The following is a 24,838-nucleotide window of genomic DNA, read 5'->3' on the forward strand; positions in this document are numbered from 1 at the left end:
ATGAAGTTACATGGACTTGCCGCCGCATTGCTGTTTGGCGCAGCCGGGTGCCAGAGTGCCACAGGCGATGATGCGGACGGTCCGAAAACGGCGGACCCGCTCAAGGCCACGCTGTCTGGTGAGGCCTGCCCTGACATTGGCAACCGGGCCTATTTCTTCTGGATGGAGCCGCGTTCGGCAGAGCCCGGCGACAGTCTCGCGCTTTTTCCTTACTGGACGGACATGCCTGGCGGCTACAACGACCTGCCGCCGGGCTGCGTCGACGATCTCGGCGTATACCCGGAGGGCGCTGTCACGTTCAGCCGGCAGGAAGATGGGCTGGCAATAGCAACGATCAGCCCGGACGCAGAACCAGGCACGCGGATCAGGCTGGACGCGACCTATCCGGATGGCCACAGTCTCGGCGGGCTCGTCGACGTCTACCGTAGGGCGGACAATCCGCTCGTCGGCACATGGCGCCAGAAGGCTGAAGACTGTCCCAATGGCAGCGAGGCCATACAGGAGCTTGTCTTCACCGGGAGCGGCGAGTTCTCGGTCACCTGGACGCCCTTTGAGGTCTACAAGGACTATTGGGGCGTCTATGAATATGACGCGGAATCGAACGCCTTCCGGATTGCCGTCGAGGGCGGAAATCAGGTCCCTGAGGATATCTATGAGCAGGGGACCGTGCTGATCGAGGGTGACGAGCTCGACTTTGATCAGGTCTTTTTCGGAACACCCCGGCAGGCCTCGGAGCCGTGTTCCGCGAATTTCGTCAGATAGGGTCCAACCGGCCGGTTTCCGGCTTGCCAGCCTCTTATGTTCATGTAATGTTCCGGTTGTCTGAAAGGAGACCGGGACATGATTGGATATGTGACTTTAGGGACGAACGACCTCGAGCGGGCGGCAAAATTCTATGATGCGCTTGCTGAAGAACTCGAGACGCCGCGCATGATGGAGTTCGACACCTTCATCGCCTGGGGCAAGCCCGACGGGCCAGCCGGTGTGGCCGCGACAAAACCCTATGACGGCAAGACGGCCACCGCCGGCAACGGGACCATGGTTGCGCTGCAGGCGAAAGACAAGGCGCAGGTCGACAGGCTCTACAAGATCGCGCTGGCCAATGGCGGCACGGACGAAGGCCCGCCCGGCCCGCGCGGCGATGAAGGCTTTTACGCAGCCTATTTCCGTGACCCTGACGGCAACAAGCTCAACGCCTTCACGATGACGGCCTGAAGCCGCTTAGGCGGGCGCCTTGCTGTTCCTGTATAGCCTGTAGGCGAGCAGGGTGCCCATCATGGCGGCGCTGACGAAAAGCGGCAGGCGGTGCTCGAAGGAGTAGAGGATCGCCCCGATCAGCGGGCCGAAGATGAAGCCGGATGGCGGGGCGGCCGACAGCAATGCTGCGGCGCTGCCCTGCTCGTGGCGCTCCACGGCAAGGCTGCCGAGCGCATTGGCTGCCGGCACGGCCAGCGCCGAACCTGCGCCGACAAGGGCGAAGGCGGCACAGACGGCCGGATAAGGCGTAATTTCCGCGGCGGCCAGGTAGCCGATGACAATCAGGCCAAGGCCGATGGGCAGGATGCGTTTCGGGTCGGGCCGGTAAGGCTGGACGTAGCCGAACTGGATCACGATCATCGCCACGGCCAGGCACGAAAAGGCGATGCCGGTGGCCTGGATGCCTTCTTCCCCTGCAAGCCCGTAGCGGTCTTCGATCAGCCAGGACAGGGTCTGCTGGATGGCGCCGACAGCGACGAAGTAGCAGAACAGGAAGGCCAGATGCGGAAACACGCGCGGGTCGCGCATGCGAAGCGGCTGCGGTCGCGAGCTTGAGCGGTTGCCGCGGGACTTCGGAAGGGTAAAGCCAATGACCAGACCTGCGAAGGCGCAGAAGATGATGGACCCCCAGATTGGCGCCAATTCTCCGAACTCGGCCAGCACACTCGCCCCTGCGGGGCCAAGGATAGAGCCAAGTGCCATCGCCGCGCCCAGCATGCCGAGGCCTCCCGCCCGCGTATCCGGCGTGGTCGCGTCCGTCATGGCCGCCATGGAGGCCGGCTGCAATCCGGGTGAAAGCAGTCCGAAGAACAGACGGGTGAAGACGAGCAGGAAGAAGGTCGACAGGCCTGTGATCAGCCCGGCCAGGGCGGCCTGCAGCGCGAACAGGAAAAGCATGTTGGTGCTGCCCATCGCGAACAGTGAGAACACCATGACCCGCTTTCGCCCGAATCGGTCGGCCCAACGGCCCCATTGCGGAATCATCAGGGCGTAGATCGCTGCCGAGAGGGTTAGGATTCCGGCGACCTCGATTTCCGTCAGGCCGGCCCTGCGCGCCAACGGCGCAACCACGACGAAGTTGATCGTCATGCCGGCACCCATGGCAACGCTGCCGAACGCAATGGTCAGTTTCTGAAGCGCCGAGAGGGGCCGCAGCGGCACCTCGATATCGGCAGGTGTTGCGCTCATCCCGGCATCTCCTCCGCTGCAAAGAGTGGTGCGCTCTGCCGGGGTCGGCAAGGAAAACGTCGCAGTATCGTGGCTTTTCGCGGCGCTGACGTCGCGTGAGTATCCGTAACTCCCCTTATTTGTCAGCCCACGGCGCATGGCACACTGGCCCTTCGAAGCAATGAGAGGCCGGAATGGACGGCAGTTTTCCCTCAGCAAGAGACATGTTTGACGCTGTCGGGGCGAATGGCGTGAGCCAGGCGTTCCGCGACCGTGTCGATACGTTCCTCGCCGGGGCGCTGACGAATGAGCTACGCGCGGCCGGACGCGACACCGTTGGGCTGAAATCGACCCGGGCCGCCTGCAAGGCCTGGCATCGCAAGCTGTACCAGCAGGGCTGGGTAGCGCCTGCATGGCCGGTCGAACATGGTGGCACAGGCTGGACAAAGGCCGAGCAGCTCTATTTCGAGACAGCCTGCGCCGAACAGGATGCCCCGCTTGTCCACTCGTCGGGCATCCGAACGATCGGACCGTTGATCATGGCGATCGGAACGCCTGCGCAAAAGCAGGCCTACCTGCCCGGAATCCTGAAAGGCGAACACGAATGGTGCCAGGGTTTCTCCGAGCCGCAGGCCGGGTCGGACCTCACGGCGCTGCAGCTGCACGCCGAGCGCGATGGCGATGATTTCATCCTGAACGGTTCGAAGATCTGGACCAGTTTTGCTGGCGACGCGACACACATGTTTCTGCTGGCGCGGTGCGGCACCAAAAGCGATGAGCGCGATGGCGTCGTCATGCTTCTAGTCGAGATGGACCGGCCGGGCATTGAGGTCCAGCCCATCAAGTTCATCGACGGCAATTGCGAGACAAGCCAGGTCTTTTTCACGAATGTCCGCACGCCCGTGGCCGACCGTCTCGGCGAGATCGGTGGCGGCTGGGCTGCGGCGCGCACGCTGATGACCATCGCCCGGTCGAACAATACGACGCCCGGCCTGTTGCGCCGGGCCTTGCGGGCCGCACGGCGGGCCTCGGGTGAGACAGGCCGCGACCCGGCGCTCAAGTCCAGGCTGGCAGGCCTTGAAATGCGTCTTGATACCTTCGAAGCGCTGGCCTCCCGGAAGATGAGCCAGGCGGTTGGCGGGACGGACCGGATGACATCGTCCATGCTAAAAGTGGTCGCGACCGAGCTGCAGCAGGCAATCAACGAAGCTGCCGTATCAGGCGCGCCGAATGAGGCGATGGTGCTGGCCCGCTACTTCGCCAACCGGGCTGCGACCATCTATTCCGGTACCAGCGAAATTCACCGCAACACCATGGCGCGGCTGAGCGGTCTTTGACGCTTCAGGTCAGGCGGCCGGTGCGCCGCTTGGCATTTGCGCTGCTTTTCGGCAAGCTGCTACCTCGCTGTGGGGGGCTGGAGCGAGCAGGGGAGAGAGTGTCATGCGCGCTGAACGGGTCTTGGCGATGATCGCCGCGGGTGGACTTTGTGGATGCACCGGACAGCCTGCGTCTCCCGTGTCTGCCGCCACCGAAGCGCCAGTTGCTGCCGTATCAGCTGAATGGGCGGCGATCAGCGGGACTTACGAGGTTGTCGCGGTACGCCGTGCGAGCCTGACGGCCGCCCCGCTTGATCCGGATAGCGACAATAGCGACTTGCTTGGCGAGGTCGTGACGCTGGATTCAGCCGGGATCAAAAGTCCTGGCGGTGAGTGTGTGCCCGATGGGCTGATCGGGTCGGAGGGGCCGGATGTCATCGATACCGACCCGATGCTGGCGGATTTGCGCTTGCCGGGCCTTGATGAGGCCGAGCCCCAGCCTGGCCGGGTTTACACCGTGACGTGTTCAGACGGGTCGTCAGTCCCGGTCTACATGGCCGACCGCCGGGCGATTGCGATCCCTTGGGATAACGGGGCAAGTTATCTCATCGCCGAACGCCCGCTGACGCCGCAGCAGGTGAAACACCTTCAGGAAGAACTGATCGACATGAAATTCCAGTCCGGGCCGGCAAGCACCGACTGGACCGAAGACGGCCTGACCGGCCTTCGCGCCTATTATGATTACCGAAAGCTCGGCGATGATGCCTACAATTTCTACCGGCCGGTGCTCACGTCCGGCCTGCTCGACGGGCTGGGGGTCGAGGAACAGGACTGATCAGTTTCGATCATTGACTTGATCCAGCAGCCCTGAGCGCGATCCATCGCGAAGCGGGGATCAAAGCAAGGAAGCCCCTGCCGAGGCATTCATTTGCAAAAATTTGGTCCACCGGACCAATTTTTTCGCCGAAGGCGAACCGCAAATGAATGGTGGAGCCAGGCGGAATCGAACCGCCGACCTCGTCATTGCGAACGACGCGCTCTCCCAACTGAGCTATGGCCCCGTGACCGGAGCGCCTATCTGAGAAGTGCGGGCAGTTTCGTCAAGCGGGACTTGCGGCGGACTGCCGCGATGGCGTAGCGAAGCAGATTACCGTCCCCATATTGCGAAACAATACAAAAGTAGATTAGTCAGGCCCCGGGAATACTGGAGAAGAACATTGCGCGCGCTTCTAGACATTGTGTTGTTGGTCCTTCAGCTGGGCATCTGGGTGCTGATCGCGCAGGCCATCCTGTCCTGGCTGATCGCGTTCAATGTCGTGAACATGCGAAACCAGTTCGTTTCCGGGCTCTGGAACGTCCTGCATCAGGTCACCGAGCCTTTCTGCCGGCCGATCCGCAACCTGCTGCCGCGCATGAGCGGGCTCGACCTCTCGCCGCTGATCCTCATCCTGATCATCATCTTCCTCGAGCGGGTCATCATCTACTACGTCTACCCGGCCGTCATCTGACACGGCAGGGATTATGCGCCTGACCGTCCGCGTCACGCCGAACGCCTCGAATGACGATATACAGGGCCGCGCGGTCGATGATGCCGGACGCGAATTCCTCAAACTCAAGGTCCGCGCCGTGCCCGAAGGCGGCAAGGCCAACCGCGCTGTGGAAAAGCTGCTCGCCAAGGCGCTGAAGCTCCCGAAATCTGCCGTCAGGGTGGTGACCGGCGAGACGAGCCGCATTAAGGGCGTGGACATCGACACGGAAGACGGTAGCGCCGCGGCGCGCCAGATCGAGGAGTGGATGGGGCATGGCCAAACGGATTAGCGGGAAAGATGTCGCAGCAGACGTAAAAGCGAGCGTTGCGGCGGCGGTGAGGACATTGCCGGGCCAGCCGACGCTGGCCGTGGTGCTTGTCGGCGACGACCCCGCCAGCGAGGTCTATGTCCGACACAAGGTCACCGATACCGAGGAAGTCGGCATGCGTTCCATCAAGAAGACGCTGCCGGCCACCGCCACGCAGGCAGAAGTCGAGGCGCTGATTTCCGATCTGAACCAGGATGACGAGGTTGACGGCATCCTGCTGCAGCTGCCGCTGCCCAATGGTCTCGATGCCAATCAGGCGATCGAATGCATCGATCCGGACAAGGATGTGGACGGGCTGACCGAGGCCAGCGCCGGGCGACTGGTCCTCGGCAAGACAGGGCTGCGCCCCTGCACGCCGACGGGCAGCGTCATTCTCGCCAAACGCGCGCTGGGCGACAATCTCTCCGGCAAGAACGTCGTGGTGATCGGCCGCTCCATCCTGGTCGGCAAGCCGACGGCGCTCCTGTTCCTTGCGGAGAACTGCACTGTCACCATTGCGCACTCGAAGACCAAGGACCTGCCGGGTCTCTGCCGGACGGCGGACATTCTCGTGCCAGCCGTGGGGCGTCCGCAAATGGTGAAGGGTGACTGGCTGAAGCCGGGAGCGGTCGTCATCGATGTCGGTATCAACCGGATCGATGCGCCGGAACGCGGCGAAGGCAAGACGCGGCTGGTCGGCGATGCGGACTTCGCCGATTGCGAGCCGGTCGCCGGACACATCACGCCGGTGCCTGGTGGGGTCGGGCCGATGACGAGGGCCTGCCTGCTGCAAAACACGGTGAAAGCCGCCTGCTACCGGCGCGGATGGACGCTGCCGGACGGCGTGTAGCGGTCATGGCGGACAAGGTTCGCGGCACGCAAGGCTATGCGGACGAAGCCGACGAGCTCTTCGTGCGCTACGAGTCCTACACTTTTGAGCGGACCCATGCCGCCCTGCAGGCTTTCATTCCGCCACCGCCGGGTCGTGTGCTGGATGTCGGTGCCGGCACCGGGCGCGACGCAGCCTGGTTTGCCGATGCCGGTTATGCTGTGGTTGCCATTGAACCGTCGAGCGTCATGCGCGAGCGGGCCATGGCCCTGCACCCGTCACCGGTTATCGAATGGATTGACGACAGCCTGCCGGAGCTCACCAGCCTTGCCGACAGGGCGCGCGCGTTTGACCTGATCCAGCTTTCAGCCGTCTGGATGCACCTTGATGCCGATGAGCGGGCCATCGCTATGCCAAAGCTCGCCGCGCTGCTGAAGCCCGGCGGCCGGCTGATCATGCTGGTCCGGCATGGCCCGGTACCGCCGGGGCGCTGCATGTTCGAGGTGCCCGAGGAGGAGACGCTTGCCTTGGCGCAAGCCGCAGGGCTGGCCTGCCTGCTCAGCGAACGCCGCGATGCCGCTGGCGAAGCCAACCGCAAGGCCGGTGTCAGCTGGATGAACTACGCTTTTGAAAAGGCTTAACGCCCGCGCATGCCCGTCAAAGCGACAGGATGCGGCAGGGCGACCATCTGGACAGTTTGAGGCCAGGCGGGCAAGCAGCGTGCATGAGCCAGCCGATCCGCCCGCCGGACAGTCCCCTCTTCGAGCGCCTTTGGCAGGTGCAGTCCGGGTGCTGCGCGCTGTGCGGCAAGCCGATGCCGCGGTCCCGCTTCGAGGTGGCCCATGCCACGATCTGGAAGCGCGAGCGGCCGACGTTCGACCATATCGTCCCGCGCGCGGCGGGCGGGCCGGACCGCGAGGATAATCTTCAGCTTGCCCATGCCCGCTGCAACAGACGCAAAGGCCGCGCTCAGGCCTGACCGGACGGGCGGGAGACGACATAGACCGCACCGCACAGGATGAGGCCTATGGCTAGCGCCAGCCACGCCCAGCGCTCCCACAGCACGATTGTGCTGATCCCAGCAGAGAGCGTCATGCCGAAGAGTGCTCCGCCCTTCGAGGCGCGCGACAGCGTGCCGTGTTCGATGAATTTCTGGACCGATGGCCCGAATTTCGGACGCGCATAGATCCAGTCGCGCATGGCCGGGCTGGACCGGGCAAAGCAGAGCGCGGCCACGATCCAGAAGATCGTCGTCGGCCAGACCGGCAGGAAAATGCCGATCCCGCCAAGCGCCAGGAACAGAAAGCCAAGCATGCGTGCGATCATCTGGCTCGGGTTCCTTCGACTGCGGCTCTGTTTGAGAATGGTTCTCGCATAAATGCGGCGGGCCTGCCATCCGGTAAATGCCGGAGGGGTTTAGCCGTCTGCAGGCGTGCCGCCGAGCGCTTCAGCGGCAGCGGCCGCGCTCGCCCAGGCCCACTGGAAATTGTAGCCGCCCAGCCAGCCGGTCACGTCCACGCATTCGCCGATAAAGTAGAGGCCCGGCACCAGCTTGCTTTCCATGCTGCGCGATGACAGCCCGTCTGTATCGACACCCCCCGCGGTGACCTCGGCTGTGCGCCAGCCTTCGGTTCCGGTCGGTACGATTTGCCATTTCGTCAGGGCGAGACTGATCGCCTCGATCTCGCGGTTGGAAAGATTGGCGAGCTGCTTGTCGCCGGGGATGTCCGGCCAGGTGGCGATGTAATCGGCAAAGCGGGCAGGCAGCCATCCGGTCAGCCAGGACTTGAGACTGGTGCGGGGGGAGGCCTCTTTTGCGGCGCGTAACGTTTCGGCAAGGGGCTGTCCGGGGGCGAGGTCGATGCTGACCGGCTCGCTCTCGCGCCAGTAGGAGGAGACCTGCAGCATGGCCGGGCCGGAGAGGCCGCGATGCGTAAACAGCATTGCCTCGTGGAAAGCGGGTCCCTGCTCAGCGTGGGCATCGACCGGGGCCGAGACGCCTGAAAGGCTGGAAAAGGTTTCCTTGAGGGCGCCGCTGAAGGTGAAAGGCACCAGGGCCGGCCTGGGCGCGATCACTTCATGGCCGAACTGGCGGGCAATCTCATAGGCAAGCCCGCTCGCGCCCATCTTCGGGATGGACAGCCCACCGGTCGCCACGACGAGGTTTTTTGCCGACACCTCGCCGCCGCTGGTCGTCACATGGAACTGCGAATCAGCGTGGCGCACAGCCCTGATTTCGGTCTCCAGCCGCAATTCGCCGCCGACTGCGGCCAGTTCGTCGAGCAACATCTGGATAATCGCACCGCTTTTCTGGTCGCAGAAAAGCTGGCCGAGCGTCTTCTCCGTCCAGGTCAAACCGTGGCTGGCGACCAGGCCGCAGAAGTCCCATGGCGTGTAGCGGGCCAGGGCGGACTTGGCGAAGTGCGGATTGGCCGACAGGAAATTGCTGGCTGCGGTGTCGATATTGGTGAAGTTGCAGCGCCCGCCGCCTGAAATCCGGACCTTTTCGGCAGGGCGTTTGGCATGGTCGATCACGAGGATTCGCCTCCCGCGCGCGCCCGCGCGAGCGCCACAGAAGAGACCGGCAGCGCCAGCGCCCAGAACCACGGTGTCGAAGAAGTCGGTCAGAATGAAAATTCCTTAAAAAGTCCAATTCTGGCCCTGTTGGAGGCACAGCAACTTCCTGTAAAGGTATCTGCTCAGACAGGGAGGACTCGTAACATGACTGGCCGCACAAACCGGGCAAGGGGCATTTTTCTCGCAGGTCTGCTCACTGCCCTTGCAGCGTGCGGTGGTGGTGACGAGCCGCCCCACGTCGTCCCGGAAGAGGCGGGTGGACAGGTTGTCGAACGCTCGAGGGCCGACCAGGTCGCTGCCGAACGGCGCGAACGCGAACGCCAGCGCCTCGCCGCCCAGGAAGAAAACGACTTCGTCTATTTCCGCTACGCCCCCGACACGACCGGGGATCAGCCGCGCGCCTGCCTTGTCTTCTCCAAGCCGCTCGATCCTGATACCGACTATTCCACCTACATCGAAATGCGCCCGGCCGTCCGGCCGGCTTATGACGTTGATGGCCGGGAGCTTTGCCTCGAAGGCCTCGACTTTGCGCGTTCCTACACCGCGACCATTCTCGAAGGCCTCCCTTCTGCTGAGGGCGAGGAGATCGCGCGCGAGGAAGATGTCCAGATCAGCTTTGAGGACCGCCCGCCTTATGTTGGCTTCGCCGGCTCGGGTGTGATCCTGCCGCGTGAGAACGCCGACGGCCTGGCCATCGAGACGGTCAATGTCGAGGCGGTCGATGTCACCGTCTACCGCGTCAATGACCGTGCGCTGGCCTTCAAGAAGATCACCCAGGGCGAAGACGCCCCGCAGGGCCGCTATTCCTACCTCTATGGCGAGGACGATCCGCGCGATGTCTCATCCGAGGTCTGGTCCGGCGAGATGTCCATCGACAACATCACCAATGCGCCCGTGACCACGGTCTTCCCGCTTCCTGATGTCATTGGCGAGCTGAAGCCTGGGTCCTATTTCGTCGAGATCCAGGACGCCAGGGAGCTGGACCGGTATGAAGGACCACCAGCCTCTGCGCGTCGCTGGATCATGCTGACCGACCTCGCCCTGACAGCCTATCGCGGCGAGAACGGTCTCGATGTCACGCTGCGCTCGCTTCAGGACGGCGAAGTCCTGCCGAACACCCGCGTGCAGCTGGTGGCCTTCAACAATGAAGTCCTCGGTGAGGCCGACACGAGCGAGGTTGGCCGCGTGCGCTTCGATGCGCCGCTGCTGGACGGGAAAGGCAACCTCGCCCCGCGCATGGTCATGGCTTTCGGAGCGAAGGGCGACCTGGCGGTGCTGGACCTGACCCGCGCCCCGATTGACCTGTCCGAGCAGAGTACGGGCGGACGCCGGACGCCGGGCCTGGTTGACGGTTATATCTATGCCGAACGTGGCATTTACCGGCCGGGCGAGACCGTGCACCTGACAGCCTTGATGCGCGACCGCACCGGTGAAGCCATCGAGAACCGCGCCGGCAATCTGATCGTCTACCGCCCGAACGGGCTCGAAGCTGACCGCTACCGCTTCCCGAGTGCGGAGGGTGGCGGCCTGCAATGGAACTACGCCCTGTCCGACAGCGCCTCGCGCGGCATGTGGCGGGTCGTGCTGGATGTTGACGGTGCCGGAGAGGCCGGGTCGCTGCGCTTCTCGGTCGAGGATTTCGTACCGCAGCGCATTGCTGTCGAGCTTGAGACAGATGAAGATACCCCGATCGACGCTGGTGGCACGCGCGAGATCGAAGTGGATTCGCGCTTCCTCTACGGCGCCCCTGGCGCCGGCCTGACAGTCCAGTCGCAGGCGCGGGTCGAGGTCGATCCGAGCCCGTTCGATGCCTTCAAGGGCTTCACCTTCGGGCGCCATGACCAGAACTTCAGCGAGCAGATCATCGAGCTGTCGGACCAGACGACGGACGGTGCCGGCAAGTCGGTGATCCGGCTGTCGCCGGGAAACCGGGCCCGAGACGCCGACCGGCCGCTGCGCCTGAACACAACGGTCAGCGTGCTTGAACCGGGCGGCCGGGCCGTCACCGAAAGCGTGCGCGTGCCGTATCGTCCGCGCGATGTCTATATCGGTATCAAGGAGGGGTTCGACCGGCGGGCCGCGCGCGGCGAGCCGGCGAGCTTCGAACTGGCCGCCGTCGATCCGCAGGGTGCGATTGTCGATACGCAACTGAACTGGAAAGTCATCGAGATCGACTACCACTATGACTGGTACCGTGAGGATGGCCGCTGGCGCTGGCGCCGCTCGCGCACCGTGGCGACAGTCAATGAAGGCGTTGTCGATACAGACGGCACGACCCAGACCGTCAGCGTGGATGGTCTCGACTGGGGCCAGCATGAGCTGATCGTGACGGCCGAAGGATCGACCGCCGAGGCCAGTACCGGCTTCTATGTCGGCTGGGGCGGCTACGTCTCCGACGATGGCGTCGAAGCGCCCGATCGTGTGCAGGTCGTCGTCCAGGACCAGAAGATCGTTGCCGGACGCCCGGTCGCGATCACGGTGAACCCGCCCTATGATGGTGAGGCGCAGATCGTCGTGGCGACCGACAAGGTCATCTCAGTGGAGACACGCGATGTCCAGGCAGGCGGTACGCAGTTTACCCTGCCGGTGACCGAGGAATGGGGCGAGGGCGCCTACATCCTCGTCAACGTCTACACCCCGCGTGACCCTGTCGTGCAATCCAAGCCGCGCCGCGCTGTCGGTGTCGGTTATGTGCCGCTCGACATGGAAAGCCGGACCTTCGAACTCGAGATCGATGCGCCGGAGGTGGTGCGGCCGCGCCGCCAGCAGACCGTCGAGGTCGATATCTCCGGCGGCCCGCGCGAACATGTCTGGCTGACGCTGGCGGCTGTCGATGAGGGCATCCTGCGCCTGACCAAATATCAGAGCCCGGATCCGGTTCAGTACTACTTCGGCAAGAAAGCGCTCGGCGTTGAAATCTATGACGATTATGGCCGCCTGCTTGATCCGAACATGGGCCTGCCTGCGGAAGTCCGCACGGGCGGTGACCAGCTTGGTGGCGAAGGCCTCAGCGTCGTGCCGACCAAGTCGGTTGCACTGTTCTCCGGCCTCGTTGATGTCGGCCGGACGGGCAAGGCGAAGGTCACCTTCGATGTGCCCGAGTTCAATGGTGAGCTTCGCCTGATGGCGGTTGCCTGGTCGGAGTCCGGCCTCGGCGCGGCGAGCCAGGCCATGACCGTGCGCGATCCGGCGCCGAGCGAGCTGATCCTGCCGCGCTTCCTCGCGCCGGGCGACGAAGCCCTGGCCACGGTCTCGATCGACAATATCGAGCTTGAGGACGGTGCGTTCTCTGCGTCGCTGGATGTGACCAGCCCGCTGGAAGTACCGGCCACGCAGCTCTCGCTGACCATCCCCAATGGCAAGCGGGTCGATGAGGGCGTCATGATCCGGTCCGACGCGACCGGCATCGCCGACGTCAAACTCAGTGTGGATGGTCCCGGCAACTATTCGGTCGACCGGAACTACCAGATCAAGACGCGCTCGCCCTGGCTGCCGGCAACGAGCATTTCCACGGCGATGATGGAAGCTGGCGACAGCTGGTCCATCCCCGAAACGCTGCTGGCGGATTACAAGCCCGACACGGCCGAGGTGACGATCACCTTCTCCTCGCTGCCGCTTGATGCGAACGCGCTTTACACCTCGCTGGCTCGCTATCCCTATGGCTGCACCGAGCAGACGATCAGCCGCGCCATGCCGCTCCTCTATGAGGAACAGCTGGTCGCCATGGGGGCTGACGAAACCGCCCGGGAGCCAGCCCGCACGCAGGTTCAGGAAGCGGTCACCCGCATCCTGAACCGCCAGTCCTCCGACGGCGCCTTCGGTCTCTGGCGCGAGGGGGACCGCAATGCGTCGCCATGGCTCGGGGCCTATACGGCGGACTTCCTCTACCGCGCCAATGCGGAAGGCTACGAGGTCCCGGCTGAAGCGCTCGACCGCGCTTACCAGTCGATGCGCCAGATCGCCCAGGGCGATGCCTGGCGGGTCTATGGCTACGACACGGATGTGTGGGAGAGCCGCTGGCACGATGACACGGAGAAGAAGCTGATGCGCCGGTCCTCGGCCTATGCGCTCTACGTGCTCGCCAAGGCTGGCAAGGCGGATATGAGCCGCCTGCGCTACCTGCATGACCGCGAGCTGCGCGACATAGAAAGCCCGCTCGCGCGGGCCCATCTCGCGGCAGCGCTCTCCTACATGGGGGATCGCTCGCGGGCCAAGAGTGCCTTCGATGCGGCCGAAGAGGCCCTCGGCTACAATAATGACGGTGACTATTACCAGACGCCGCTGCGTGACCTTGCCGGCATTCTCGCGCTGGCCGCCGAGACGGGCTTCAATGACCATGTTGCCCGCCTTGCGGAGCGGCTTGGTGAGGACGCACCGGACCCGAGCGAGCTGACGACACAGGAAAAAGCCTTTGCCCTCCTGGCCGTCAACGGCATGCGCGGCGATGAGGAGGCCGAGGGCCTTCGCATGGAGGTGGAAGGGCTCGGCCGCGGCAATGACAATGACCGCCGCTACTCGCTCACGGCTAGCCAGGCGACCAGCGATGTCAGCTTCACGCTTGGCGATCGCTCGACGCCCGTCTTCCGCACGGTGATGGTCCGCGGTGAGCCGTCCAGCCCGCCGCCGGCGACGTCCTCAAAGCTGCAGGTGGCAAAGGCCGTCCGCACCATGACGGGTGGCCGGGTCGATCTCGGCAAGGTCCGTCAGGGTGACCAGATGGTCGTATCCGTCGTGATCACGCCGGAGCAGCGCCGGACCAATCCGGTCATCATCGCAGACCTTCTGCCTGCCGGTTTCGAGATCGAGACGGTGCTGCGGTCTGCAGACGGCGACCGGCCGAATGGCGGCGCCGACGGCGCCTTCTCCTGGCTGGGCGAGATCGACGATGCCAACACCGCCGAAGCGCGCGATGACCGCTTCGTTGCGGCTATCGACGTTCGCAGCGAGCCGGTTCGCCTGGCTTATGTGGTCCGCGCGGTGACGCCAGGTGCCTTCGCGATGCCGGGCGTGACGGCTGAGGACATGTATCGTCCCGACGTCTTCGCCCGCTCAGCCCCAGGACGCGTGACCATCGATACGCAAAGCGCGGGAACAGGCGGCCAGAGATGATCTGGCTGAAGCGGCTGGCCATTGCCTTCGCGGCATTGCTGGCCGCCGCCTTCGCGCTCGACCGTATCTTCCCCCCGCCGCTTGAGCGCGGCGATGTGGTCTCGGTCATGGTCACCGACAGGGATGGCCGCCCGCTACGCGCCATCCCGACGCCTGAGCACCATTGGCGCTTCCGTGCCGATCTCGACGAGATCGACCCGGTTTTCGTCGAGGCGCTTCTGGAAGTCGAGGACCAGCGCTTCTGGAGCCATGGCGGTGTCGACTGGACAGGCATGGTCCGTGCGGTCTGGAGTTCCGCGCTGGCAGGCCGGGTGGTGTCTGGCGGTTCGACCATCACCATGCAGACGGCCCGCCTGCTTGAACCGCGCCCGCGCACGATCCCGTCCAAGCTGATCGAGATGTTTCGCGCCCACCAGATCGAGGCGCGCCTGTCGAAACGGGAAATCCTCGAACTCTATCTCACCCTGACGCCCTATGGCGGCAATATCGAAGGGTTGAGAGCAGCGAGCTGGCACTATTTCGGGCGTGAGCCGGACCGGCTGTCGGATGACCAGATTGCGTTGCTCATCGCCCTGCCGCAAAGTCCCGAAGTGCGCCGCCCGGACCTTCGCCCCGAAGGCGCCGTTGCAGGCCGCAAGGCGATTGTCTCCAAGCTTGAGCGTCTCGGCTATCTCGACGCTGCGCGCGCTGAAGAGGCGCGCACGTCGCATCTACCGACGGGCGAGTACGCCTTTCCGGCGCGTGCCTGGCATGCCACCGGGCGCGCTGCGAAGGACGCAGATGGTGATGTGCGCTCGACCCTGGATGCGAAGCTGCAGCAGGAGCTTGAAGCGCTTGCCGATGAGCATGCCCGCGAATTCGGCAATGAAACGCAGGTCGCCATGCTGGTGGTCGACATCCCGACACGGGCGGTCCGGGCGGCGGTCGGATCGGCCTCGCGCGACTTGCCAGGCGGCTGGCTCGACCTGACGGCGCAGGCCCGCTCCCCGGGATCGACGCTGAAACCCTTCATCTATGCCATGGCGTTCGACGATGGCTCCGCAGCGCCCGATACGCGCATCTCCGACCTGCCGAAGCGCTTCAAGTCCTATCAGCCTGACAATTTCGACCGCATGTTCCGCGGCGATGTCCGTATTTCCGAAGCGCTGCAGCATTCGCTCAATGTGCCCGCTGTCCTGGCGCTCGACCGCGTCGGGCCTGAACGGTTCGCAGCCACGCTGGCACTGGCAGGCGCGCCGCCACGCATTTCAAAGGGCGCTGACAAGGAGCCCGGCCTGGCGCTGGCGCTCGGCGGGGCAGGGCTGACGGCGCGCGAACTGGCCGTGCTCTACGCCGCGCTTGGCGATAATGGCCATGCCAAGCCGCTGGTCTGGCGGGTCGAGGACGAAGAGAAGATGGCCAAGGCGCGCGGTTACAGGTTGATGAGCCCGGACAGCGCCGAAAAGATCCTGCGCATCCTGAAAAACGCACCGACGCCGGAGGGCCGTATGCCGGGGCGGCTGACGGCGAATGCCCCCCAGATCGCCTTCAAGACCGGCACATCCTACGGTTTCCGCGACGCCTGGGCGGCGGGCGTATCCGGCGATCATGCCATCGTCGTCTGGGTTGGCCGGGCCGACGGGGCCCCGCGCCCGGGCGCGACGGGCCGTGACACGGCGCTGCCAATCCTGTTCGAAGCGGCAGACCGGGCAGCCTATCACCTCGGCGGCAATGGCGGGGCCAAGTCGCGGCTGATGAGCCAGCGGGCCGCCGAGGCCAAGGGCGCGCTTGCCCGGTTCGACCGTGGTGGCGAGGCGCCGGAAATCCTGTTCCCGCCACGCGATGCGGAGCTTTGGTCAGGCGATGTGAATGGCAAGCCCGCGCGGCCGTTCGTGCTGGCCGGCCGGGGCGAAGGCAAGCTGCGCTGGTACATCAACGGCGTGCCGTGCGAGACCGATGATGCGGGCCTGCCGGTCTGGAAGCCTGAACAATCCGGCTTCTACAAGGTGAGCGCGGTCGATGAGGCCGGGCGTGAAGCCACTGTCAGGGTGCGTGTACTGGGCGCGTCGACGGCCGGATAGTGCGCCAGAAAAAAGCCGCCCCGGATAAGGGCGGCTCTCCATGCAAACGCTGTATTCAGGCGAGGTTGAGGTGGAGCTGGCTCAGGTCCACGGATTGAACCGCGTCTTGGGCCGCACGGGCCTTGCCTCTTCGGCGGTATTATCCGGCTCCTCGCTGGTCTCGGTCTCGGTCTCGTTGTCGACCAGCGACAGTGCGCGATCAGGCTCAGCCGGTCCGGTCGAGGTTTCGGGTTGCGCCGGAGCCACAGCATCAAGATCGGCCTCGGATACGGAGGCTTCTACCGCGTCTTCGCTCGTGTTGAGGTCGCTGACATCTGGAATATCCGTAGCCTGGGCTGCCTCGGCGTCGCCGGGATAGTCGTTCGTTGCATCGATGAAGACGGGCGCCTTGCCGACGGACTCAATGTCCGGCCTCGGCGTACCGGCCGGGCTGGGCGGTGTCGGCTGGAAGCCGTTGGCGCGTGCCCCGAAACCGATACCAGCACCAAGGCTGCTGAGAGAGAAAGACCCGGCCGGCTCAGATGGTTGGGCCGGTGCCGGTTCAGCGGCGGGCTGCTCGCTCGACACGCTCATTGGCTCTGCGGATGCGTCCGACTTTGTTTCTGGCGGTTCCATGGAGACATTGGTCGATGGCTCTGGATCGGCCGGTTCAAACGTCTGCGGTGACGTCTCCGCGGGCTCGGACGTGTCCGCCATAGGCGCAGGGTCTTCCGAGACTGTTTCTGCAGGGTCTGCCTCCTCCGGCATCGCCATGTCCGAAGCGCCGGCCAGGCTTGCGTCGACTGTGTCCTCCTGTGGGCCTTCGTCGGCTGTTTCGCTGGAGGCGTCTGCGCCGACGGCCTCAAGACCGGCGGCCCCGAACGGGACGTAACGAACATTGCTCTCCGGCTGGGGTGCTGGAACAGCGTCCGTGGCCGCGTCTGCTTCGGCAACGGCTTCGGCAGGTTTTACCGGTTCGGTGGCGAATGTTGCCGCTGGCTCGACTGCAGGCTGTTCCGCACCGTCGTCAGCAGGCATTTCAGGCTGGGCTTCGGCGACCAGCGCGTCGGCGGCGGGCGCATCGTCCCAGATGTAATTCGGGGAAGCGGAGGCGGCGGGTTCCGGCGTTTCGCTGTCGGTGACCGCATCAGCCTGGGCAGTTTCATCGGCGTCCACGGCTGGCACTTCGTCGGACACGGGGGCCGCAGCTTCAGGGGCCATTTCGTCCGGTGCCTCTTCGAAAGCGGGTGCATCGTCCGGTGTGATGGAGAAGGATGGCGATAGTGGCGCGTTCTGCTCGGTGACTGTGTCTTCTTCGCTTTCGTCCGCGGGCTCGACGGACCGGGCATTCACCTCATCGGCCAGACGGGCAACGGCGCCGCCGACATAGGCTTCGCTGTCTTCGGAGTCGTCTGCGGCGCTCTCATCCTCGTCGCTTTCTGCCGCTTCGGAGGCAAGCGCCTCATCCGGCGCTGCTTGGTCTTCGGATGTCTCGGAGAAATCGTTGGTCTCGTCGATCACCGCATCGGGGACGCTGGCGTCAAGGGCGAGGTCCGGCGCCGGTGTTTCGTCTGTCTCTGCTGCCTCAGCGGGAGCCGGTTCAGCGTCTGTGGCCTCCACGCTCTCGGGCTCGGTCTCACCGGCATCCGGCGCATCGACCGCGTCCGGGCCCACCGGGCTGAGCGCGGTAGTGTCATCGACCGGATCCTCGACCGCATCGGGCCCAACGGGAACGGCCTCTTCGCTGGCTTCTGCAGTGGCCCCTGCTGCTTCATCGCTGTCAGCGGGTACCGCGTCTGCCGGGGCGTCGGAGAGGCCCGCCAGCAGGGTGTTGATCGCATCTTCAGTTCCGCGCGCGTCGCGGCAGGCATCGCGCGCAAGCCGCGCAACCAGATCGCCATAGGTGCCGCCATCGCCATGCATGGTCGCGTTCAGGACCGTCGAAGTCGCATCTTCAAGCGACTTGCCGCTCTCGGTGCTGAGAAGCACGCGGGGCGGTTCCGGGGTCAGCCGGACGACATAGCCCTCCGTCGCGTACAGGACGTCGCCATTGTCCTTTTCGATCCAGTCAATCTTCTTCTGGGCCGTCATGGTGGCGAGGCGGTCAATCAGCTTTTTCGTCGAAGGATGAAGCATGAGGCGGGTCCAACATCTGTTTCTGGTTGCAGGTCCGTTCTGTTCGTCTAACCCCTAACACGCGAATGATCAAAGCGTTCGGGCGGTCTGCAGTGTGAAAATGTAGTTACATCCCAAAAACCCGGCAAAGCTGTGGCAATACGGGACAAGCTACCCCGGGATTTCTACAGGCCGATCGTTTCGGGTACGTATCGTTCCAATTATGTAATCGACTGTCACGGGAATTCGATTACGAAAGCGGTCATGGAAAACGAAGCCTGGATCCGGATGGGAGTCTTTCTCGGCGTCTTCCTGGCGCTCGCCTGTCTGGAGAGTCTCCAGCCGCGCCGCCGCGCCAGCCTGAGCCGTCTTCAGAGATGGCCAGGAGCGGGTGTGCTATTCATTGCCGGCGCGGCCATTTCACGGCTGATTGCACCGGCGGGCCTTGCTGGACTCGCGATCTGGGCGGACGGGCAGGGCATCGGGGTTTTCAACCTCTTCGAAGGACCGGTCTGGGTCGTTGGGGTGCTATCCTTCCTGATCATGGACCTCAGCGTCTGGGCGCAGCATGTGGCCATGCACCGCGTTCCGCTGCTCTGGCGCATGCACCGGGTCCATCATGCCGACCCGCACCTCGATGTGGTCACGGCGCTGCGTTTCCATCCGGCGGAAATCCTGGTGTCACTGGGATGGAAAGCCGCCATCGTGATCGCCTTCGGCATTCCGGCCTGGGCAGCTTTCTTTTTCGAGGTGGCCCTCAACGCCTTTGCACAATTCAACCATGCCAACTGGGCCTTGCCGAAGCCGGTGGATGCGGTGCTCCGGCAACTGGTCGTGACGCCGGACATGCACCGGGTTCATCACTCGACCGACTACACCGAATCCAATCGCAATTTCGGGTTTTGCCTGTCTGTCTGGGACCGGCTGTTCAGGCTCTACAAAGCGCAACCCGATGCGGGCCATGAAGGCATGACGATCGGCCAGACAAGCTGGCGCGAGGCAAAGGACCAGGCGCCCTTTGCGCTGCTCAGGCAGCCGCTTGAGCGCCCACCTCAATCAGACGCATAAGCGGCTTTCACGCTCGCAATGTCGCGGATGAAATCTTTCACCGGCTCGCCATCGGCAGCTGACAGTTCGGAGCGAAAGCCCTGTACGGTGAGATCGGGCGCGACGAGCAGGTAGCTTGGCGTCCAGGCGATTTCCAGCGCGTCGCGGATCGAGGCGTTGGTGTCGATGACGGTCGGGTAGGAATAGCCTTTCTCCTCGAAATAGGCTTCCACCGAACCGTAGCGGCCATAGGCTTCATCGGCGCGGGCAGCGCTTGGCGGTGTGTGGATCGACAGGAAGTGCAGGTCCGGGTCCTGCGCAATGGCGCTGGCGAGCGCGGCGACATATTTCGCATCGGCCATGCAGTCGCTGCACCATAGACCCCAGACATCGATGACGGTCCACTGGCCGGCGAGATCTTCCGTTTCGAAGTTGGTCCCGTTGATCCGCTTTCCGGCAATGTCCGGCAGCGCCTTGCCGAGAAAGGCGTATTCGAAGGGTCGGCCATAATCGTCCCGCGGCACATCGCCCTGTTCGGTCCTGGCGGACTCAGGGACCGGCGTGCCCGGTGTGATGAAGCCTGTCGCATCGGTATCGTCAGCGCCGCCACTGCCTCCGCATGCGGCGAGCAATGCAAGGGCGCAGGAGGCGATCACGGTGCGCAGCATGGGGCAGGTCCTCTCATATTGGGTGGCGACAGATGTAGGGACCTCGGGCGAATTGGAAACCCCTGAAGCCCGTCTCGCGAAGATTTGAGGGGAAAATGCGCAAAAAAAGACCCCGGCTTGCGCCGGGGCCTTGTCTGTCTTGAAAGGGCTGGCCAAAGGCGTTGTTAGCCGCCTGAGCCGGGTGCCCTTGTCTGCAGCGCATCGCGCTGGATTTCGGCCGTCCCTTCCTGGCTTGCCTTGGTCTTGGCGTACCAGGCCGCCCGGGTTGCGCAGATGCGTTTCGGAATGATCGAACCGATCTGGTCTTCCGTCCGGCAGACACGCTCATCCGGGTCCAGGCCCTGCTGTTCCAGTTCGGCGCGTAGTTGCGGGGTGACTTTGAAGTTGGCTGCGCCGCCCGTATTGGCTCTTTGGGGGCCGGATGTGCAGGCGGTGGCGGCCAGGCACAGCCCGGCGAGTGCAATCGCAGTCAACTTCATGAAGTCTCCTTGTTCAGTCAGGCTTTTCGTCTGACAGAACAATTACAGGTTTAGCTGTAAATTTCAAACAGACCCGCTGCGCCCATGCCGCCGCCGATGCACATGGTCACGACGCCCCACTTGGCCCCGCGGCGCTTGCCTTCCAGCAGCAGGGAGCCGGTGCAGCGTGCGCCGGTCATGCCGAAGGGGTGACCGATCGAGATCGAGCCGCCATTGACGTTATACTTCTCCGGATCGATGCCGAGCCGGTCGCGGCTGTAGAGGCACTGCGAAGCGAAGGCCTCGTTCAGCTCCCACAGGTCGATGTCGTCGACCTTCAGGCCATGACGCTCGAGCAGGCGCGGGACGGCGAAGACCGGGCCGATGCCCATCTCGTCCGGATCGCAACCGGCGACATTGAAACCGACAAACCGGCCGAGTGGCTCGATATTGCGCTTCTTGGCTTCGGCCGCTTCCATCACGACCACGGCAGCGGCGCCGTCGGACAGTTGCGAGGCGTTACCGGCGGTGACGTACTTGCCTTCCTTGACGACCATGCCGCCGGAGAAGACCGGCTTCAGGCCTGCCAGCGTTTCATAGGTCGTGCCAGGGCGGTTACAGTCATCGCGGTCTGCGACGACCTCCTGATAGGTTTCTTCGCCCGTTTCCTTGTTGACCAGCTTCATCTTGGTCTTCATCGGGACGATCTCTTCGGCCATCCAGCCCTTTTCCTGGAAATTGGCCGTGCGGCGCTGGCTTTCGGCCGAATACATGTCCTGCGCTTCGCGGGAGACATTGTAGCGGTCGGCGACGATCTCTGCGGTTTCGATCATCGTCATCCAGATCGCCGGCCATTTCTGCATCAGCTCTTCTTCGGTGTAGCGATAGGTGTTCATGTGACCGGACCGGGAAACGAGCGAGAGACTCTCCACGCCGCCGCCGATCGCAACCGGTGCGCCTTCATTCATCACCGTGTGAGCCGCATTGGCGATAGCCTGCAGGCCGGAAGAGCAGAACCGGTTGATGGTCGCGCCGGACGTGCTTGACGGGCAGCCGGCCCAGAGCGCCGCATTGCGTGCAACATTATGGCCGGTGGCGCCTTCGGGCTGGGCCGAACCCAGGAAGACATCCTCGACTTCCTTCGGGTCGATGCCAGCGCGCTCGATCGCGCCCTTGATGGCATGGCCTGCCATCTTGATGCCATGCGTGTCATTGAGGGCGCCGCGGCCAGCCTTGGTCAGCGCGGTGCGGGCGGTCGATACGATAACTGCTTCTCTCATAGGGATAATGTCCTCCGGTAGGCTAGGTTCTTGTTGCCGCGAACCCTAATGTCGGCGGACCTAATAGGCCAGACTTTTCAACGGCGGCGCCGGTATGCCGCAGCGGAAAGGTTTCGATGGACATCCCCGACAGGCCGGACGGTCTTTTTTTGACCGCGTGGATGGTGCCCGGCCCGGCGTTCGGTATGATCGCTTCCGGGCGGAAGGTGGTAGCGGTCTTCGTCCCCGACTGATTTGCCAACCCGCTGATGGAAGGGAAAACTTATGAGCAATGTCATCGGCCTGGGCGGCATATTCTTTCTCTGCGACGATCCGGCGGCGACGGCAAAGTGGTATGAAGAGGTGCTGGGCATGGCGCCGAATGACTATGGCGGGTTTGATTTCCTGCACGCAGCTTCGGCGAAGGCCTTTCCCGAGGGGGCGCGGTCGATTTTCGCCCCCTTCAAGTCCGGCAGCGATTATTTCAAGCCGTCTTCTGAAACTGTCATGTTCAACCTGATGGTTGACGACATGGACGCTGTCCTGAAACGGATCGAGACGGCCGGTGTCGAGCTCGTTCAGCCGCCGGAGGACTTCGATTATGGCCGCTTTGCCTGGCTCATGGATCCCGACGGGCGCAAGATCGAACTCTGGCAGCCGAAGGAACGTGGCTAGGCAGGCGTCCGCCGGAACGAAAAAAAGGCCGCCCTTAACAGTGAAGGGCGGCCAAAGTATTCAGAGAGTGAGATGAAAGCTTACTTAGTCCTTGGCGGCTTCGTTGCACTTGGCGAGGTCTTCCTCTGAGAGGCTTTCCTTGTCGTTGCTGAAACCGGCCAGTACGCCAACTTCCGAGGCGACTTTCTTGCAGGTGCGCACGGTGACGGTGCGGCGGTTGAGTTCGGCGACGCATGTATCGCCGCTGCAGCTCCAAAGGGCTTTGGCAGCGACAACGTTTTCCTGAGTCTCGAACGGCGTGGCGACCTTCGCCGTGAAGCTTGTGCCAGCGGCAGCCGGCAACACGATCGCTGCAGCCGCAGCGGCGAGAGGGATGAAACGATTCATTGGGAGGAAACTCCTGGTGCAGTGCTCGGGGTTATTTCTGTCGGCGGTTGTTTGCTTGTAATCCGCAGTCTCAGTTTATGACGGCTGAATAAATTGTCAATCGTTCAGGGCGGTTATTTTCGGGCGGCGGCACGCTCGTGCAATGATCGTTACGCAAGGCGCCCGGAAAAAATGTTCCCGAGTTGACGCGACGGCGCTGATTGCAGCCTCACCGGGGCCCGGTATTCTGGGCGGTAGATATAGAAAAGAAGGGCAGGGAGACCGCAGATGGACTTCAATATACCCAAGGAAATCGCCGACTATCTCGTCGTGCTGGACAAATTCATCGAAGACAAGATCAAGCCGCTGGAAGAGCAGGATGACAATATCCGCTTCTTCGACCACCGCCGCGAATGGGCGCGGACCGATTTTGACAATGGCGGCCTTCCGCGGCCGGAATGGGAAGAGCTTCTCACCAAGGCGAAGAAGCTTGCCGATGAAGCCGGGCACCTGCGCTATGCGCTGCCGAAGGAGTTTGGCGGCCAGGACGGGACCAATCTCGGCATGGCCATCATTCGCGAACACTTCGCGCGGAAGGGACTTGGCCTGCACAACGACCTTCAGAACGAGCATTCCATTGTCGGCAACTTCCCGCAGATCCTGATGCTGCGCGACTTTGCGCGGCCGGACCAGAAACACCTCGCGGAAGCCGCGCTGAAAGGCGAGTTCAAGGCCTGCTTCGGCCTGACTGAGCCCGACCATGGCTCGGATGCGACTCACATGGAAACCCGCGCTGTGCGCCACAAGAAGGACGGCAAGGATGGCTGGCTGATCAACGGCTCCAAGATGTGGATCACCGGGATGCATGTCGCCAGCCACATCATGCTGTTCTGCCGGACCAGCGGAAACGATGGCGACGCGAAAGGCATTACCTGCCTGATCGTCCCGGCCGATGACCCGGCCATCGAGATTGATGAGTACATGTGGACGTTCAACATGCCGACCGACCACTGCCGGTTCTACATCAAGGACCTCTGGGTGCCGGAAGATGCGGTATTCGGTCCGCCGGAAGGCGGTCTCGCGCTTGCCCAGCATTTCGTGCACGAAAACCGCATCCGTCAGGCGGCAAGTTCGGTCGGCGCGGCGATGTACTGCATCACCGAAGCCATCAACTACGCCAATGAACGCCGCCCCTTCGGCAAGGCGCTGTCGTACAACCAGGCGATCCAGTTCCCGCTGGTGGAGCTTGCCACTCAGGCAGAGATGCTGCGGCTCTTCATTTTCAAGACGGCCTGGCAGATCGACCAGATGTCGAAACCGGACGTTGCGATCTATCTCTCCGACAAGGTGTCGATGTGTAACTACTACGCCAACCGGCTCTGCTGCGATGCGGCCGACCGGGCGATGCAGGTGCATGGCGGTATGGGCTATTCGCGCCACAAGCCGTTCGAGCATATCTACCGTCACCACCGCCGCTACCGGATTACCGAGGGCTCCGAGGAGATCCAGATGCGGAAAGTGGCCGGCCACCTGTTCGGCTTCATGGGCCCCAACAAGGGCGCCAACCGCAACGAACCGTTCGACTTCGCCGTGCGGTAGTGATTGCGGGTCTTGCGGTCGAAAACCGTACCGCAGGCCCGTCAGCGGCGCGATCGGATGCGTGGCATGGGCATCAGCGTCTGTGCCGTTGCCCTTGATTCGGCCCGGAGCGCCCGGAAAAAAACTGGAGAAATGCGCGGGAGGTGCCTCGCGTTACTTTCTGGCGGAGAATGCCCGTGAGCTGAGGCGCGCTTGCCCGGTTGCTGCCAGCCAGCTCTCAAACCCTGCAATGACTGAGTAAGACTCAGGCACGCTGACCGGGAATTTCCATCGCAATTGCGTCATCGCCTTGCCGGGCGGGCGACTCTGAAATAGGTGTGTTGTTAGCAATATCTCCTCCCCGGGAGAGAGCAGGCAAACGTCAGCCTGCCGCCGAAGGCGCAACCGCCCCGGAAACGCTCAGGCAAAAGGACCGGGAGAGAGACCACACGCTGGAAAGAGGCAGGCACGGTCATTTTCGTGCTGATGGCCTCGCCGAAGGAGCAAGCCGGCCCGGTTCATGGGCGTCAGGCGGAATCTCT

22 protein-coding genes, 1 tRNA gene and 1 riboswitch are annotated in these 24,838 nt (G+C 63.6%); of the genes, 14 read left to right on the plus strand and 9 right to left on the minus strand.

The annotated features are described in order from the left end of the window. On the plus strand, positions 1-762 hold the full coding sequence (locus D1223_RS03360; protein ID WP_119374979.1) for a hypothetical protein: 762 nt from the start codon (positions 1-3) through the stop codon (positions 760-762). 78 nt (positions 763-840) lie between these two features. Continuing rightward, positions 841-1,215 carry a VOC family protein gene (locus tag D1223_RS03365; protein ID WP_119374980.1) on the plus strand — a complete coding sequence of 125 codons (375 nt, stop codon included), beginning with the start codon at positions 841-843 and terminating at the stop codon, positions 1,213-1,215. A 6-nt stretch (positions 1,216-1,221) separates the two neighbouring features. On the opposite strand, the gene D1223_RS03370 is transcribed toward D1223_RS03365, so the two are convergent. Then, positions 1,222-2,445, minus strand: a complete 1,224-nt coding sequence (locus D1223_RS03370) for an MFS transporter (protein WP_119374981.1) — start codon at positions 2,443-2,445, stop codon at positions 1,222-1,224. A gap of 203 nt (positions 2,446-2,648) precedes the next feature. Between D1223_RS03370 and D1223_RS03375 the strand changes: the two genes are divergently transcribed. Then, the gene (locus tag D1223_RS03375; protein WP_119374982.1) at positions 2,649-3,761 is read left to right on the plus strand and encodes an acyl-CoA dehydrogenase family protein; all 1,113 of its coding nucleotides are present in this window, start codon (positions 2,649-2,651) and stop codon (positions 3,759-3,761) included. A gap of 103 nt (positions 3,762-3,864) precedes the next feature. Beyond that, the gene (locus D1223_RS03380; protein ID WP_119374983.1) at positions 3,865-4,575 is read left to right on the plus strand and encodes a hypothetical protein; all 711 of its coding nucleotides are present in this window, start codon (positions 3,865-3,867) and stop codon (positions 4,573-4,575) included. A gap of 150 nt (positions 4,576-4,725) precedes the next feature. On the opposite strand, the gene D1223_RS03385 is transcribed toward D1223_RS03380, so the two are convergent. Then, positions 4,726-4,801 (minus strand) — tRNA-Ala (locus D1223_RS03385). 156 nt (positions 4,802-4,957) lie between these two features. Between D1223_RS03385 and D1223_RS03390 the strand changes: the two genes are divergently transcribed. The 5 genes from D1223_RS03390 (at position 4,958) to D1223_RS03410 (ending at position 7,384) form a co-directional block, all read left to right on the plus strand. Then, the gene (locus D1223_RS03390; RefSeq protein WP_119374984.1) at positions 4,958-5,248 is read left to right on the plus strand and encodes a YggT family protein; all 291 of its coding nucleotides are present in this window, start codon (positions 4,958-4,960) and stop codon (positions 5,246-5,248) included. A gap of 13 nt (positions 5,249-5,261) precedes the next feature. After that, a complete protein-coding gene (locus D1223_RS03395; RefSeq protein ID WP_119374985.1) occupies positions 5,262-5,558 on the plus strand; it encodes a DUF167 family protein in 297 nt (98 codons plus the stop codon). Beyond that, a complete protein-coding gene (gene folD, locus D1223_RS03400) occupies positions 5,542-6,426 on the plus strand; it encodes a bifunctional methylenetetrahydrofolate dehydrogenase/methenyltetrahydrofolate cyclohydrolase FolD (protein ID WP_119374986.1) in 885 nt (294 codons plus the stop codon). Before D1223_RS03395 ends, folD begins: the two co-directional genes overlap by 17 nt. A 5-nt stretch (positions 6,427-6,431) precedes the next feature. Then, positions 6,432-7,046, plus strand: coding sequence for a class I SAM-dependent methyltransferase (locus D1223_RS03405; RefSeq protein ID WP_119375264.1), 615 nt, complete (start codon positions 6,432-6,434; stop codon positions 7,044-7,046). A gap of 83 nt (positions 7,047-7,129) precedes the next feature. Continuing rightward, on the plus strand, positions 7,130-7,384 hold the full coding sequence (locus tag D1223_RS03410; protein ID WP_119374987.1) for an HNH endonuclease: 255 nt from the start codon (positions 7,130-7,132) through the stop codon (positions 7,382-7,384). Here the strand turns inward: D1223_RS03410 and D1223_RS03415 are convergent. Together D1223_RS03415 and D1223_RS03420 are read right to left on the minus strand one after the other, a co-directional pair. After that, complete coding sequence (locus tag D1223_RS03415; RefSeq protein ID WP_233353019.1) at positions 7,375-7,731, minus strand: YbaN family protein; 357 nt, start codon at positions 7,729-7,731, stop codon at positions 7,375-7,377. The genes D1223_RS03410 and D1223_RS03415 overlap by 10 nt on opposite strands. A gap of 90 nt (positions 7,732-7,821) precedes the next feature. Continuing rightward, the gene (locus D1223_RS03420; protein WP_119374988.1) at positions 7,822-9,036 is read right to left on the minus strand and encodes a BaiN/RdsA family NAD(P)/FAD-dependent oxidoreductase; all 1,215 of its coding nucleotides are present in this window, start codon (positions 9,034-9,036) and stop codon (positions 7,822-7,824) included. A 90-nt stretch (positions 9,037-9,126) separates the two neighbouring features. Between D1223_RS03420 and D1223_RS03425 the strand changes: the two genes are divergently transcribed. Then, on the plus strand, positions 9,127-14,091 hold the full coding sequence (locus tag D1223_RS03425; RefSeq protein WP_119374989.1) for an alpha-2-macroglobulin family protein: 4,965 nt from the start codon (positions 9,127-9,129) through the stop codon (positions 14,089-14,091). After that, positions 14,088-16,151: a penicillin-binding protein 1C gene (gene pbpC / locus D1223_RS03430; protein WP_119374990.1), complete on the plus strand. Its 2,064-nt coding sequence runs from the start codon at positions 14,088-14,090 to the stop codon at positions 16,149-16,151. The genes D1223_RS03425 and pbpC overlap by 4 nt, the downstream gene beginning before the upstream one ends. Positions 16,152-16,232: 81 nt before the next feature. Here pbpC and D1223_RS03435 read toward each other — a convergent pair whose 3' ends face one another. Then, positions 16,233-18,266 carry a hypothetical protein gene (locus tag D1223_RS03435; protein WP_119374991.1) on the minus strand — a complete coding sequence of 678 codons (2,034 nt, stop codon included), beginning with the start codon at positions 18,264-18,266 and terminating at the stop codon, positions 16,233-16,235. A 243-nt stretch (positions 18,267-18,509) separates the two neighbouring features. On the opposite strand from D1223_RS03435, the gene D1223_RS03440 reads away from it, so the two are divergent. Beyond that, positions 18,510-19,313, plus strand: coding sequence for a sterol desaturase family protein (locus D1223_RS03440; RefSeq protein ID WP_119374992.1), 804 nt, complete (start codon positions 18,510-18,512; stop codon positions 19,311-19,313). On the opposite strand, the gene D1223_RS03445 is transcribed toward D1223_RS03440, so the two are convergent. From D1223_RS03445 to D1223_RS03455, 3 genes are all read right to left on the minus strand, one after another. Beyond that, entirely contained in the window at positions 19,298-19,960 is a 663-nt protein-coding gene (locus D1223_RS03445) for a TlpA family protein disulfide reductase (protein WP_119374993.1), read from the minus strand. The two genes, D1223_RS03440 and D1223_RS03445, sit on opposite strands and share 16 nt — an antisense overlap. Positions 19,961-20,124: 164 nt before the next feature. Further along, on the minus strand, positions 20,125-20,439 hold the full coding sequence (locus tag D1223_RS18985) for a hypothetical protein (protein WP_233350175.1): 315 nt from the start codon (positions 20,437-20,439) through the stop codon (positions 20,125-20,127). Between the two features lie 50 nt (positions 20,440-20,489). Continuing rightward, a complete protein-coding gene (locus D1223_RS03455) occupies positions 20,490-21,698 on the minus strand; it encodes an acetyl-CoA C-acyltransferase (protein WP_119374994.1) in 1,209 nt (402 codons plus the stop codon). Between the two features lie 264 nt (positions 21,699-21,962). Between D1223_RS03455 and D1223_RS03460 the strand changes: the two genes are divergently transcribed. Continuing rightward, entirely contained in the window at positions 21,963-22,352 is a 390-nt protein-coding gene (locus tag D1223_RS03460) for a VOC family protein (protein ID WP_119374995.1), read from the plus strand. A gap of 84 nt (positions 22,353-22,436) precedes the next feature. Here D1223_RS03460 and D1223_RS03465 read toward each other — a convergent pair whose 3' ends face one another. After that, positions 22,437-22,739: a CC_3452 family protein gene (locus tag D1223_RS03465; protein ID WP_119374996.1), complete on the minus strand. Its 303-nt coding sequence runs from the start codon at positions 22,737-22,739 to the stop codon at positions 22,437-22,439. Between the two features lie 267 nt (positions 22,740-23,006). Here D1223_RS03465 and D1223_RS03470 point away from each other — a divergent pair, with 267 nt between their 5' ends. Then, positions 23,007-24,317, plus strand: coding sequence for an acyl-CoA dehydrogenase family protein (locus D1223_RS03470; RefSeq protein WP_119374997.1), 1,311 nt, complete (start codon positions 23,007-23,009; stop codon positions 24,315-24,317). A gap of 331 nt (positions 24,318-24,648) precedes the next feature. Next, a riboswitch (glycine riboswitch) is annotated at positions 24,649-24,741 on the plus strand. Positions 24,742-24,838: the final 97 nt, after the last annotated feature.

Origin of the sequence: Henriciella mobilis (assembly GCF_003576285.1) — a bacterium.
Classification (GTDB): domain Bacteria; phylum Pseudomonadota; class Alphaproteobacteria; order Caulobacterales; family Hyphomonadaceae; genus Henriciella; species Henriciella mobilis.